Source organism: Sphingomonas populi (assembly GCF_004208535.1).
GTDB classification, from domain to species: Bacteria; Pseudomonadota; Alphaproteobacteria; order Sphingomonadales; family Sphingomonadaceae; genus Sphingomonas; species Sphingomonas populi.
In genome coordinates, this window is sequence record NZ_SGIS01000020.1 from 12,423 (window position 1) to 25,180 (window position 12,758).

General features: G+C 61.9%; 11 protein-coding genes. 7 read left to right on the top strand and 4 right to left on the bottom strand.

Annotated elements, in window-relative coordinates; all coding sequences use genetic code 11:
* Positions 1-109: 109 nt before the first annotated feature.
* The 5 genes from EWE75_RS13680 (at position 110) to tehA (ending at position 4,637) form a co-directional block, all read left to right on the top strand.
* Positions 110-940, top strand: coding sequence for an alpha/beta fold hydrolase (locus tag EWE75_RS13680; RefSeq protein ID WP_130158532.1), 831 nt, complete (start codon positions 110-112; stop codon positions 938-940).
* A gap of 234 nt (positions 941-1,174) precedes the next feature.
* Positions 1,175-1,597, top strand: coding sequence for a GlcG/HbpS family heme-binding protein (locus EWE75_RS13685; RefSeq protein WP_130158405.1), 423 nt, complete (start codon positions 1,175-1,177; stop codon positions 1,595-1,597).
* A gap of 191 nt (positions 1,598-1,788) precedes the next feature.
* Positions 1,789-2,832 (top strand): AraC family transcriptional regulator, encoded by a 1,044-nt coding sequence (locus tag EWE75_RS13690; protein ID WP_130158407.1) that lies wholly within the window; start codon positions 1,789-1,791, stop codon positions 2,830-2,832.
* Between the two features lie 93 nt (positions 2,833-2,925).
* Positions 2,926-3,447 (top strand): hypothetical protein, encoded by a 522-nt coding sequence (locus EWE75_RS13695; protein ID WP_130158409.1) that lies wholly within the window; start codon positions 2,926-2,928, stop codon positions 3,445-3,447.
* A 179-nt stretch (positions 3,448-3,626) separates the two neighbouring features.
* Positions 3,627-4,637 carry a dicarboxylate transporter/tellurite-resistance protein TehA gene (gene tehA / locus EWE75_RS13700; RefSeq protein ID WP_130158411.1) on the top strand — a complete coding sequence of 337 codons (1,011 nt, stop codon included), beginning with the start codon at positions 3,627-3,629 and terminating at the stop codon, positions 4,635-4,637.
* A 131-nt stretch (positions 4,638-4,768) separates the two neighbouring features.
* Here tehA and EWE75_RS13705 read toward each other — a convergent pair whose 3' ends face one another.
* The gene (locus tag EWE75_RS13705) at positions 4,769-6,517 is read right to left on the bottom strand and encodes a PAS domain-containing sensor histidine kinase (RefSeq protein WP_130158413.1); all 1,749 of its coding nucleotides are present in this window, start codon (positions 6,515-6,517) and stop codon (positions 4,769-4,771) included.
* Between the two features lie 92 nt (positions 6,518-6,609).
* Positions 6,610-6,957: a winged helix-turn-helix transcriptional regulator gene (locus EWE75_RS13710; RefSeq protein WP_231708347.1), complete on the bottom strand. Its 348-nt coding sequence runs from the start codon at positions 6,955-6,957 to the stop codon at positions 6,610-6,612.
* A 194-nt stretch (positions 6,958-7,151) separates the two neighbouring features.
* On the opposite strand from EWE75_RS13710, the gene EWE75_RS13715 reads away from it, so the two are divergent.
* The gene (locus EWE75_RS13715) at positions 7,152-7,988 is read left to right on the top strand and encodes a pirin family protein (RefSeq protein WP_130158415.1); all 837 of its coding nucleotides are present in this window, start codon (positions 7,152-7,154) and stop codon (positions 7,986-7,988) included.
* Positions 7,989-8,093: 105 nt separating this feature from the next.
* On the opposite strand, the gene EWE75_RS13720 is transcribed toward EWE75_RS13715, so the two are convergent.
* Both EWE75_RS13720 and EWE75_RS13725 read right to left on the bottom strand, forming a co-directional pair.
* Complete coding sequence (locus EWE75_RS13720; protein WP_206364768.1) at positions 8,094-8,948, bottom strand: alpha/beta fold hydrolase; 855 nt, start codon at positions 8,946-8,948, stop codon at positions 8,094-8,096.
* Between the two features lie 327 nt (positions 8,949-9,275).
* A complete protein-coding gene (locus EWE75_RS13725) occupies positions 9,276-10,892 on the bottom strand; it encodes an FAD-dependent oxidoreductase (RefSeq protein ID WP_130158417.1) in 1,617 nt (538 codons plus the stop codon).
* Between the two features lie 804 nt (positions 10,893-11,696).
* Here EWE75_RS13725 and EWE75_RS13730 point away from each other — a divergent pair.
* Positions 11,697-12,521: an SDR family oxidoreductase gene (locus tag EWE75_RS13730; RefSeq protein ID WP_231708348.1), complete on the top strand. Its 825-nt coding sequence runs from the start codon at positions 11,697-11,699 to the stop codon at positions 12,519-12,521.
* Positions 12,522-12,758 lie beyond the last annotated feature (237 nt).

A 12,758-nucleotide genomic window follows, 5' to 3' on the forward strand; every position in this document is an offset into this window, starting at 1 on the left:
CCTTGACCGTCGCCGAATGCTTGGAGGTCTCCTCGCAACCGGCGCGATCGCGGCGGCCCCCGCCTGGGCCTCTTCTATCTCGCCCACCCATTCACGCGGAGTCCAAGACATGACTTTCTTCACGACCAAGGACGGCACCCAGATTTTCTACAAGGATTGGGGTCCGAAAGAGGCGCAGCCGATCGTATTTCATCACGGCTGGCCGCTTAGCGCTGACGACTGGGATGCGCAGATGCTGTATTTCCTGGGCCACGGCTTTCGGGTGGTCGCCCATGATCGGCGTGGTCATGGCCGCTCTACCCAGACCGATACCGGCAACGACATGGACACCTATGTCGCCGATGTGATCGAGTTCACCGATCATCTCAATCTCAAGAATGCCGTTCATATCGGACACTCGACCGGCGGCGGCGAGGCTGCGCGCTACGCCGCCCGGGCCAAGCCGGGACGCGTGGCCAAGGCGGTGCTGGTCGCTGCGATCCCGCCGATCATGGTGAAATCGGACAAAAATCCGAACGGCACGCCCATGGCCGTGTTCGACGGCTTCCGGTCCGCGCTCGCGGCCAATCGCGCGCAATTCTATCTCGATGTCGCAAGCGGCCCGTTCTACGGTTTCAACCGCGAGGGCGCGAAGGTTTATCCCGGAACCATCCAGAATTGGTGGCGCCAGGGAATGATCGGCGGTGCGAAGGCACATTACGACTGCATCGCGGCGTTCTCGGAAACGGATTTCACCGAGGACCTGAAGAGGATCACGGTCCCCACCCTCGTGATGCATGGCGATGACGACCAGGTCGTCCCGATCGCCGACGCGGCCGAGCTCTCTGTCAAGCTTCTCAAGCATGGCGAACTCAAGGTGTACAAGGGCTATCCGCACGGCATGCTCACGACGCATGCGGACGTGCTCAACCCCGATCTGCTCGCCTTCATCAAGGCTTGAGGAAGGCAGGCGGCATAGCGGAATATCCGCTATGCCGCCTGCATCCCCCACAGGGTCCTGAACAGGACCGCCCGGCCTCTACGGGTATGTTGCTGGCGGCGCCGGACCGCACTGCAGCCGCGCCTTCGATTCCTGTCAGCCCATAGCTTGGCATGGGCTCTCCTCATATCTGGCGTGATTGGATCCTGCCGAAGTGGGCCCAGCACGTTGGTTCAATCGTACCGGGTGTCGAACATGCCAGTTCTCGTTCAAACGATCACTCTCGGGGATGCGGGGATTGCCGTCGATGCGGCGATGGCAGAGGCTGGTATTCTGAAAGTGCGCGCGACCATCATCGTCCTGGACGCCGGCGGCGACTTAGTCCTTGCGACCCGAATGGACGGTGCCTGGGCCGGCGCCTTCGATCTCGCGCTTGCCAAAGCGCATGCGGCTCGAGCGTTTGCCGCTCAGAGCGGCGCGTTCACCCCCCTCGTGCAGCCTGGTGCCCCGCTATTTGGCGTAAGCGGGGTGGCAGCAGGAAAGTATATGACGTTGCCCGGCGGTGTGCCGATCCTCCATCAGGGGGCGGTCCTCGGGTCGGTGGGGGCAAGCGGCGGTACGCCGGACCAGGATCAAATCATCGCCCAAGCCGGCGCTGGATCGGTCGCCCTGGATTGAAAGGTACTGAAGGCTCCCGTCGTGAAGTCGCCAAGCCGGGGCCGGAGGATCGGCTCGGCGTTGCTTGCCGCTCAATCGAAGCACGCGGCCCGCTCGAAGGGTATTGCTCGAAATAGCACTGCCCCATACCGACGTATGGGTCCCGATGACCACCGCTCGTGCTACTGACCCGATGGGCATAAAGTTTGCGGATGGCCATGATTATGAACCTTGGTCGCACGATGGCCGCGATGGCGGATGACGACTTTTTTATTGCGCATCGCTCGGACGTGCTCGATCCGGTTCGCTTCGACCTTCAACGGTGCAGCGACCCCAGGCGCGCGATACAGAGTGTGTCGGAGGTCTTTTGCCCGCACCGCCTTGTCCGTCATGAAAGCAGCGTGCCGCTCGACTTTCGTCACTCTTCGGCCCGGATCGAGCGAACCACATTCAATCAGATCGCTTACGGTAGTAATATTGATACGCTTATCGAAGAGACCAACCGGGCGCAGTATATCTTTGTCGTGCCTTTACGCGGTGAGATGCGGGTCACCGGCATAAACGAGCTGCAGTCTCTCGCCGTGGGTGACTACATGCTGCTAGGACCCGACACGCCGTACCGCTTTGTCCATGAAATTGCCGATGCCCATCTCGCCGTCAGTGTTCCCCGCAAGATGATCGAATTGGGGGACGAGAGCTTCGTCGGCCCCGGTGTCGGCATCGACCCTGAACCAGTTACCGATCTCGCCGGTAGCCTGATCGACTATCTGTCGTTCGTCTGCCGCGAGCTCCAGCGCGGCGGGGCCGCCTTTGAGTCTGCTTCGGTCCGCGGGGGCGTAGAGGATTCCATTGCCGGTATGATGAAGTCCATGTTGAATGGACGCGCAGTGCAATTGCCTCAAAAATCCGCTGCTGCACCAGGCCACGTGCACCGCGCGGAAGCGTTTATGGAAGCGCATCTGCACGAGGACGTGACCATTGAAACAATCGCGCGCGCCGCAGGCGTCCCCGAGCGAACCCTTCATCACGCCTTTGCGCGTTTCCGAGGCATGTCGCCGACCCAGTGGCTGCGTGTCCGTCGCCTCGAAGCCGCCCGTCGCGACATCTTGGCGAGTGGCGGAGGTACCAACATCCTTGAGGTCGCCAATCGCTACGGCATGCAACACGGCGGTCGTTTCGCGGCTTACTATCAGGAGCATTTTCACGAGACGCCGTCGGAAACGTTGCGGGCGTCGCGGACAAGAGCGGCTGCGTAACGATTTTGGCGCGTTCCGGATGTGCTTGCCGAAATCGGATAGGTTTATGCCGCAGTCACTGACAGGTTGAGCGCTCCCGAGGGGAGAGCGACAATGCCTCTACAATCTGAGTCGAGCAGCCTGACCGGCATCCGTGACACGGATGGAGTGGAGAGCACCGGGACGGGCCGCCTGCACCGGGACACGGCTCCGCTGGTCAACCGCCTGGGCGACGATCGCCCAGCCTGGCTCGCCGCGCTCAACCTCACGGCGGCGCGCCACTTCCTGGAGTCCGATCCGCCGCGTTTGGCCGGCAGCAGAGTATCGCTCCTTCGGTTGGTCACTTCGCTCGAGCGGGATCGCGTCGAATCTGACATTATCGTCGCACCCAGCTTGCGCTCAGATTCTGCGATGCGTCCTGATTTGGAACTTCTTGCAGTCGCGCAACGGGCAGCAGCGATCGCTGCCGAACTGGGCCAGATGATTGAGCGTGGTGCGCATGGCGCCGCGGCCGGGCCATCGGACTTCCATACAGGACTTTCTGCGGTGCGATATTCGATCCAAGACTTGGATCGTGCGATCGCCGTAATGTTGGGCGATCGATGCCAAGGTGCTTCACTATCGTCCGATCGCTGAAGGGCTACGGTGTCGAGGTTGCCTGTGAAGTCCTGAATCAGGCGCGGTTTGCGATCGGATCTGGTCGAGATTGATTCCCCCCGGGGCCATACCACCGTCTGGATTGGCCGCCATCCGAAAGCCGTGCAGGGTGCCGCCCAACACCGTGGCGGGCGGGTGCTTGACTGCTTCGCGCACGAATGGGAGTCGCGAACTTGACGCAATCTGAAAGGCGGCTTTCGCCGCGGATACCCGCCTCGATGTTCGGAATCGTCCTGGGGCTTGCGGGCTTTTCAAACGTCTGGCGTGCCGCCCACGTGACCTGGCACCTGCCTGGGTTTGTTGGCGAAGGCCTGTTCTTCATCGCGTGCGTCGCTTGGATCGCGATTGCTTCACTATACTCGCTCAAATGGGTCCAGGCCCCGGAGGCTGCCCGGGCAGAAGCCGAGCATCCGGTCCAATGCTGTTTCATCGGGCTTGCCGGCGTTAGTACTCTTCTGATCGCGCAGGGCGCCTTGGCGTTTTCGCGCACGCTTGCCGTCATATTCTTCGCCATCGGAGGGGCAATCACGGTGATTTTCGCGTTATGGCGTACCGGGCGGCTTTGGCGGGGTGACCGATCTCCCGCGTCCACGACACCGGTGCTTTACCTTCCGACGGTGGCTGGCGGCTTTGTGAGCGGAACGGTCGCCGCAGCACTTGGCTGGCATGATTGGGGCCAAATGCTTTTCGGCGCGGGCTTTTTTTCGTGGCTCGCGATCGAATCCGTTCTTCTGCACCGGCTCTATACCGGTACGCCGCTACCGCCCGCGCTTCGACCAACGCTTGGCATCCAATTGGCGCCGCCGGCTGTCGGCGTCGTGAGCTATCTGTCGGTCGGGTCCGGAGCCCCCGACTTGGTGGCTCATGCCATGATCGGCTATGCGGGTCTTCAGGCGATGTTGCTGCTGCGAATGGGCCGTTGGATCACGGAACAGCCATTCTCGGCCAGCTATTGGGCCTTTACGTTCGGTGCGACCGCGCTCGCAGCAGCCGTAATTCGACTGAGCCCATTGGATCACGCGGGTGCCATTTCGATTATAGCGCCACCAATTTTCGTATTGGCGAACCTGCTGGTGCTGCTTGTGGCTGCCAGCACGGTGCGTCTTATCGCGCGACACCAGTTCTTGCCGGCTGCGGCTCCGATCACCCCCTGCGCAGCGCCCCGTTGAAGCGCGCGAGTTCCAAATGCGGAGAAGATGCACAGAAACCGCTGGCAGGCGCCAACGCGGCGAGCGAGGTATTTGCGGTCGTCGGATAGAAAGCAGATGCGCGGCCGTGCGCCTTCTCAAGGGAAGCGGCGTCAACCGGCCGCGGCGATTTCCGCCGATGCAGGGACGGTATTCAAGGAAAATTCAAACACGGCACCACCTTCCGGGCGGTTGAACGCACGCAGCTCGCCATCAAGAGCCTCGACAATCGAACGACAAATCTGAAGCCCAATTCCCATGCCGTTCGTCTTGGTCGTGTAGAACGGATCGAAAATCTTATCGAGATCGTCGGGCGGTATACCGGGACCTGAATCGGCGATGCGAACGCGGATCCTGTCCGGGCCGTCAGGATCGAGGTGCAAGTCGATCGTCCTTTTTTCCTCGGGCACATCGACGACAGCATCAAGGGCGTTGACGACGAGATTTACCAAAACCTGCTGCAATTCTACTGGATCGGCGAAGACTGGCCTTAGACCTACCGTGCAATGCGTCACCAGGCTGGCCCTTCGGGCAGCCGCTTCACGATGCAAAAGTGTCTTGGTGTCCTCGATCATCAGGCAGACCTTGACGGCTTGCGCGTCGCGTCGCCGGTTTCGGATGCGTTCCCGAATACTGGTGACGATGTCGGCGATGCGCTTTGCGTTGCGACTGACCCGGTCGAGCATACTCTTCAGCTTTGCGCGATCGACTTCAGGGCGATCCACTAAACGGCGCGTGGTTTCGATGTCGATCGCCATCGACGTCAAGGGCTGATTGACCTCATGAGCGATGGATGCCGAGAACGCACCGATCGAGCCCGCGCGGCTGGCGCGCGCGAGCTCGCTCTGAGCCGCGAGCATCAGGTCATGTGCTGTTTCGCGCTCTGTTATGTCGACTGCCGTAATAGTCGCGATACAGTCCTGTGAGTAATGGATCGAGCACGCCACGACGAGCCGGCTGCCGTCGACTTTCGAAATCTCCGTAGTAAGGCTGAAACCGCCGCTGTCGCTGGCGAGGCTCGAGAGAAAGAGCTTTGACAAGGTTTCCCGGCTGCATAACTGAGTACCGCCAAACCGCCCCGCACGCAGGGCATCGCCGCCATCGGTATAGCCGCACATCTCCGCGAACGCCGCGTTGAGATCTGTCAACATAACCTTTGTGATCATCGCGTCCCAATGGTCGGGGTGGTGTTCGAAATGCGCCTCTACGTCGTGGACACCCTCTTCACGCAGAGTTTCCAGAGCCCGCTTGGCTTCGCTGAAGTCGAGCTCCATCACGCCGAGGCTCGGATCGTCGAAAAGAGTCCGATATCGCCATCGGGTCTTTTTTAGCTCCAGCGTGCGCTCTTCCACCAAACTCTTGAGTTCTTGATTCAGCGCGCGAACCTCCTCCTGAGCGCGGAACTCGGCGTCCACGTCCGACGTCGCACCATACCAACCGAGTATCGCGCCGCTTTCCGAATATTGCGGGCACCCCACAGCGTGCATCCAGTGGTAGGTGCCATCTGCCATGCGGAGGCGATGGTAGCCACGAAACTCTCTGCCTATCTCACGGGCCCGTGCCCATTCCGCAAAAAATGGCTCAACGTCGTCGGGATGAAACGCCCCCTGAATCACCTCCATGCTAGTCCCTACCTCGGCGATGCCTGTCATCTCCGAGAATCTGTGGTTGACGATTTCGGCGAGTCCGTCGGCAGATGCCTTCCATAGAAATTGCGGAACCGAGTTGCCGAGGCGTTCGAGCTCGCTCTTGCTGCGATCCAGATGACGGCGCATTTCGCGAAGCCGCCCCCGGCTGCCCAGCAAAGCGACGATGAGAACACCGACCAGTAGCACGAGCGCAATCGCGACGGCTTCGATCACTGTCAATTCCTTCGTCTTTGAGTTTTGCTGCCTTATGTGAGGCTGGCGCAGTTCTCAAATCCCGTCTTCAACCGGCTCGCAAGCGCCTCGGTTCACAAGTCGTGCCGGCGGCCGGGCGAATGCGCATCAAAGCGCTCGCGCGCTGCCACGATCTCCTTCTGATGATCGACGACCCAATGGCCCAGCATGTCAATAGGCCCCCGAAGCGAGCGTCCGAGCGGCGTCAGCGCGTAGTGGACCGATGGTGGCAGGGTCGAGAACACCGTCCGCTCGATCAGGCCGTCGCGCTCGAGGCGCCGCAGCGTCAGCGTCAGCATGCGCTTGGAGATGCTCGATGCGGCGCGCTGCAGCTCGCTGAAACGGCAATCCTTCTCGCCCAACAACATGACGACGAAGACCGACCATTTGTCGCCGATTCGCGTGAGTACGTCGGCGACCACCCTGCAGTCATGCGGCACGTGAGTTCTTCCGGGTAACAAATTTGTGCCTCCTTGCGAAACACCGGCGGGTCGCGATGTTAGAGTGCATTACAACTGGTTGCGAGCGGACCTGCACCCCATGAACATCCCGTCCATCGACTTCAGGATAAAAGCCAATCCCGCGGCTATTGTTCGTGTGACGGTCGAGGCCTGAGATGGATGACATCATCGATCGAGTCGCTCGGGCCGGCCCGCTGCAGGATCTGGCGCCAGGGGCGCGCAATCGCTTTGTCGTCACGCCTGGCGAATTCTCGAGCCAATCGCCTTTCGTCTTGCTGGTCGAAGATTTTATCGAGCCAGGTACGGACTTCCACCCGCATCCGCACAAGGGTCTGGAGACGGTGACGTTCGTCCTGTCGGGCACGCTCAAGCATGGCGACAATGTCGGCAATCGCGGCATGATCGGCCCCGGCGAAGTGCAATGGATGACTGCGGGCAAAGGCATCCTCCATGGTGGTCAGCCTGCCGACGATGCGCCCGTTCATGCCTTGCAGCTCTGGTTGGCGTTGCCGGCCGCGCTACGGAACAGCGCACCTGGGACGCGTGAACAACGTCTTGAAAGCGCATTGGCGGATACCTCAAATGGGTCGACGGCGAGGGTGTACGGCTCCGGGAGCTTGGCGAAAGCCGACCCCGAATGGAGCCGTTGGCCCCTGACGCTGATCGACGTGGAGATTGAACCAGGCGGCCATCGTACGGTCCCACTTCGCGCCAATGAGCGCAGCTTCCTCTACATTCTGAGCGGCGCCGTCGCGCTTGGAAGCGCGAATTTCTACGCTGCCGGGTCTGTCATTTGGTTTGCCCCACAGGCTGCGGATACGCCGCTTGTTCTCTCGGCCCCCACCGCAGCCCGGCTGGTCCAATATAGCAGCCCGGTCATCGACGAACCGATCGTCGCACGCGGGCCCTTCGTCATGGGCAGCGAAGCCGAGATCCAGAGCGCGTTTCACGAATTTCAGACGACCGGGTTCGGCGGCATGAGATCATCTTGACCGAAACGCGACGCGGCTGAGCTCAACCCCAAAGGCCCGCCGAGAACCAGGCGGCATCTGGTGCGTCGACCGGCCGCATCGACACGATGACTGGATCCAAAGGCGTCAATCGTCGAGGAAGGCGCTCACGTCCTTGGCGAACTCGGCGTGATGTTGAAACAGAAAACCATGGCCGGCGTCCGGGTAGATCTTGACGACCGCATTCGGGATCATGCCGCCCATCAGATGGCTGAAGCGCGGCGGAATCATCGCGTCCGCGTCGCCATTGCACACGAATGTCGGCTGACGAATGCCGGTGAGGCGCTGCAGCTTTGAATGGTCGGGGATTCCCCAGTCACATACGGCGTCGTAATGGGCGTCGCGCGTCTGGAGGGTGCTGGCAACATCGCGATCTTCCGAGCGCGAGAGAAACCGGCCCAGATACTCCATTCCCGCCGCCTGACTGGTCTCTGTCGGCTTGAAGAAAGTGTAGAGGAGTTGCGGTCCGCCGGGCTCGTCGAGGCGCACGGCGTCAGCGATGTCTTTCCGCCAGCCGTGAATGTCGGGCGCGCCCTGAGGCGAGGTCGCAGCCAGAATCAACCGGCGCACAAGATGTGGACGGAGCAGTGCGATTTCCTGCGCTACAAAGCCGCCAAGGGAGAAGCCGAGCAGGTCGACAGTGCTCAGCGTCGTCGCCTCGCAGAAAGCGATGATGTCACGCGCCATTTCGGCAATTGTCGAGGGCGTGATGCCGCTGGTCGAGCTGACCCCCCGATTGTCGACCAGCACGATCGGCCGCTTCCCGGCCAGCGCATCGAGCAACGCCGGATCCCAGGTGTCCATGTCGCCACGAAAGCGCGGCAGAAGCAGCAAGGGAGTCCCCGTGGCAGCGCCGAAGCGACGATAGGCATATCGGATGCCGTTGGACGCCTCGACGAACTGAGTCGGCGCGGTATTTGTCATTCCGTTAAGCTCGGCCATCCTCGCGTTCCTTTTCGCTTTGCCCTGCCTGCTCGAAGGCGACGGAACGGCACGCCAACGCAACGCCGAGGGCTCTCCCTCGGACCACGGCATCGTCGTTTCGACAGACGAGACTACACGTTGACGATGCACCGATAGCGCGTTTAGCGGTAGCATACTTGGGTAGCAGTCGTGCGGCCGTTGGTATGGCCCCTTGCCAGGAGCGAGTGCTCTTATGACGCGCCAGCGCCCGCAGACGCATCGGCGCCCGTCGCGGGCTCATTTTCGTGCGGCCGCCCCTCGCATGGCGCCAGCCCGCCGGCACTTCTGATCGAAAGAACCTGCCGCCTATCTCTGCAGAAATTCCCAGACGCTTGAGATTACCACGGAGCCCTCGCCGACCGAAGAGGCGACCCGTTTGATGGAGCCTGCACGCACGTCGCCGACCGCAAAGATACCCGGGCACGAGGTCGCATATTGCGAATGGCCGCCCGCGACCTCGCCGGTTCGCACAAAGCCTTTCTCGTCGAGATCGACCAGACCGGAAAGCCATCCCGTGTTCGGCGCGGCGCCCACCATCACGAACAGAGCGCATGTCGGAAAGTTGCGGGTCGATCCATCGCCGCAACTTCGCAAGGTGAGGGATTCGAGGTGCTCACTGCCATCCACAGCGACTACTTCGACGCCATATTCGATCGTGATCGCAGGGTCTGCCTCGAGCCGGCTGGACAGATAATGGGACATCGAGGCTGCGAGGGATGGCCCGCGAACGAGCAAGCGCACATGGGCCGCCGATCGGCTCAGGAACATAGCCGCCTGCCCAGCTGAGTTGCCTCCGCCGATAACGGCAGTCTCGGCCCCGCGGCAAAACCGCGCCTCATTCTCGGTCGCGGAGTAATAGACGCCATGGCCCTCGTAGTCGGCCAGCCGGTCGATCGGCAGACGCCGATATTGGACGCCGGTGGCAACCACCACTGACCCTGCCCGAACCCGCTGGCCATTGTCGAACGTTGCGCAGAATTTGCCGTCTTCCAGTTGCTCCAGCTTTGCCACGCGGCGCGGCATCGCGAAACGCGTCCCGAATTTCATCGCCTGGACTTCTCCCCGCCAAACGAGGTCAGCGCCGGAAATGCCGGTGGGAAAACCCATATAATTCTCGATGCGGCTCGACGTGCCGGCCTGTCCGCCGATCGCGGTATCCTCCACCACCAGCGCACTCAACCCTTCCGCGCCGGCGTAGACTCCGGCCGCGACGCCGGCCGGCCCGCCCCCGACGATCACAACGTCGAAGCTTTCGTCTTCCACCAGTTCTCGGTTGAGTCCCAACAGGCGCGCCACCTTGTCAGGCGTCGGATCGCTTATGACGTTGTCCTTGCCAAAAATGACAGCGGGCCGATCCGGCGATATCGCGCAGCTCGTCGCGACCGCATGGGCTTCGGGGCTGCCCAAGGCATATGATGTGTAAGGTAGCCGGTTGCGGCTCGCGAACTCGGCGATGCGCCGGACCGATCCGTCGGCATCTTCCCCGAGCAGGACCAGATTGCCATCGCGGGCGTCTATCTGGCGGCGGCGGCGAGCCGCGAGAACCGTGATGATGATGTCAGACATCTCGGGAATCTCTGACATGAGTCGCAGCATCGTCTGACGCGGCACCTCAATGACCTCGGTGTCACACGCGGTTCGCATCGCCATCGACCAACTACCCCCGTCCAGGAACGAGATTTCGCCCATGAACTGGGTCGGCCCGAGGGTGGAGGGAACATGGCGCTGATCCGTAAAGGGGTTCACCACCTCGATCTCGCCATCGACGACGTAAATGAACCGGTCGACAGGCTCGCCGGGGCGAGAGACGAAAGTCCCGGATGGGTAGCGGCGCGCTGTGCCCGCCGCGCGTAACGCCGCGACGTGGGATTCTGCAAGCGGAACGCGCTGCATTTCGCGCAAATCGCGGCCTATGGTTTCCATTGCGCACCTCTCCTCATGATGTGTCTCAGGGGCGGCTGATCCTCGCGCGCGACGACGCGCGGCTCTTTCTCGATGACGCACCCGTGCCCATGGTGATTGCGTCGAAGCGTTGGGTCATATCATCATCGTTTCCAACGGGAACCCTACAGGAGATCGCTGCACCGGAGAACGATACCAGCGTATGGGGATCGGGCTGAAAAGAGCAGCCTCGCGCGGCGCTTCGATCAGGGTTTGGTCGCTGCGAACCGCAACGACGAGGTGCTTCCCAGGCTGCGACGGACTACGTCAACAATGCCCCTTTTGGCCGCCTCTCCCCCTACCAATGTAGGGGGACGCCAGACCGGCGCACGTCTGTCTGAGCATATCGCCCGACGGCATAATTGCAGCGACCGGGCCGGCTCAGACACGCCCCCTGTGACGCTGCATCCGCCCCCTGCGCAGCGCGCCGGCCCGGCACCCGTTGTTCGGCTGAGGTGTGAGATGACGATCTGCAGTCCACTGCTGCCTCAAGCCCGTCTCAGGCACTCGATCGGTGGGCGATGTGTCGAGGCGGCAACCTATGTGCGCGCCTACCCCAGCGATCGGCCATCCTACAGGAACTCGGCAAGAGCACCCGGACGCCCGTGCTCGTCCCGTCGGGTCGAACCGATCCGCTGGTCCAGCCCGCCGACGGCGCCTTGCCTGAATGCCCGCTACTCCATTGCCGGCATGCGATTCTCGTGACGGCGACTTCATCTCGGAAGACGCTGCCGACCCGTACACCCCATTGGCCACCGACTGGGTCCGCACAGACGGGAGCCCCGTGTGGGCCTGACCAGACTGCTCTTCGACCACAACTACAAAACTGAGAGAGACATCATGCAACTCACCGACAATACCATCTTCATCACCGGTTCCACATCGGGAATTGGCCGCGCGCTTGCCGAGGCGTTCCATGCCAAGGGCAATCAGGTAATCGTCGCGGGCCGACGCCAGGCGCTCATCGACGAGGTCACTGCGGCAAACCCCGGCATGGCCGGCATCCGTCTCGACATCACCGACCCCGCGAGCATCGACGCGGTCGCAGCCGAACTGATCGCGAAGTTCCCGAAGCTAAACGTGCTTGTCAACAATGCGGGCATCATGCCGTTCGACGATGCGTCGCTCGCGATCGAAGACGCCGTCAGCCAGCAGATCCTGACGACGAACCTCCTCGGCCCGATCCGGATGACCTCGGCGCTGATCGAGCATCTGAAGGCACAGCCGCGCAGTGTCATCATCAACAACACCTCGGTACTGGCCTATGTGCCGCTCGCCGGAAATGCGGTCTACTCGGCCAGCAAAGCCGCGCTTCACAGCTTTACGATGTCGCAGCGTTTCATGCTCCGTAACTCGTCGGTGCGCGTCCAGGAGATCGCTCCGCCGTGGGTGGATACCGATCTGGTCGGCAAGAGCGGTGACCCGCGCGCCATGCCGCTGGATGCCTTTATCGCCGAGACGATAGAGAAGCTGGCGACCGACGACGAAGAGATCGTCGTCGATGCTATCAAGGCCTTCCGCGACAACCCCGGCGCGAACGAGCACGCGGTGTTCAACGGCTTCAACAGCGCGATGATCGAGAACCCGATTCCCGTCCCGGCTGCGGCCTGACGAAGGTTTTGGCGGTTACCATCCGGCATTGCCCGACTGGTGCCCGCCATCACGCATCCAGAATGGCGAGGTCATGTGGCTACGGGCGGACTAAGCTCCTCGTCATGCCGAGACTCGAGGACCGGTACATCGCCGAAATCCTCGCAGGCCTGTTCCTCATCATGTTGGCGCCGCTGGATCCTAAGCAAGTGGCGGCTTCCCAGTCCCGCCGGCACGACGGAAATCGGGCCTGACTCT

Excerpts from the sequence above, each read along its gene's own strand:
- EWE75_RS13680 (WP_130158532.1), top strand. The coding sequence starts at position 110 with ATGACTTTCTTCACGACCAAGGACGGCACCCAGATTTTCTACAAGGAT.
- EWE75_RS13685 (WP_130158405.1), top strand. The coding sequence starts at position 1,175 with ATGCCAGTTCTCGTTCAAACGATCACTCTCGGGGATGCGGGGATTGCC.
- EWE75_RS13690 (WP_130158407.1), top strand. The coding sequence starts at position 1,789 with ATGGCCATGATTATGAACCTTGGTCGCACGATGGCCGCGATGGCGGAT.
- EWE75_RS13695 (WP_130158409.1), top strand. The coding sequence starts at position 2,926 with ATGCCTCTACAATCTGAGTCGAGCAGCCTGACCGGCATCCGTGACACG.
- tehA (WP_130158411.1), top strand. The coding sequence starts at position 3,627 with ATGGGAGTCGCGAACTTGACGCAATCTGAAAGGCGGCTTTCGCCGCGG.
- EWE75_RS13715 (WP_130158415.1), top strand. The coding sequence starts at position 7,152 with ATGGATGACATCATCGATCGAGTCGCTCGGGCCGGCCCGCTGCAGGAT.
- EWE75_RS13720 (WP_206364768.1), bottom strand. The coding sequence starts at position 8,948 with ATGGCCGAGCTTAACGGAATGACAAATACCGCGCCGACTCAGTTCGTC.
- EWE75_RS13725 (WP_130158417.1), bottom strand. The coding sequence starts at position 10,892 with ATGGAAACCATAGGCCGCGATTTGCGCGAAATGCAGCGCGTTCCGCTT.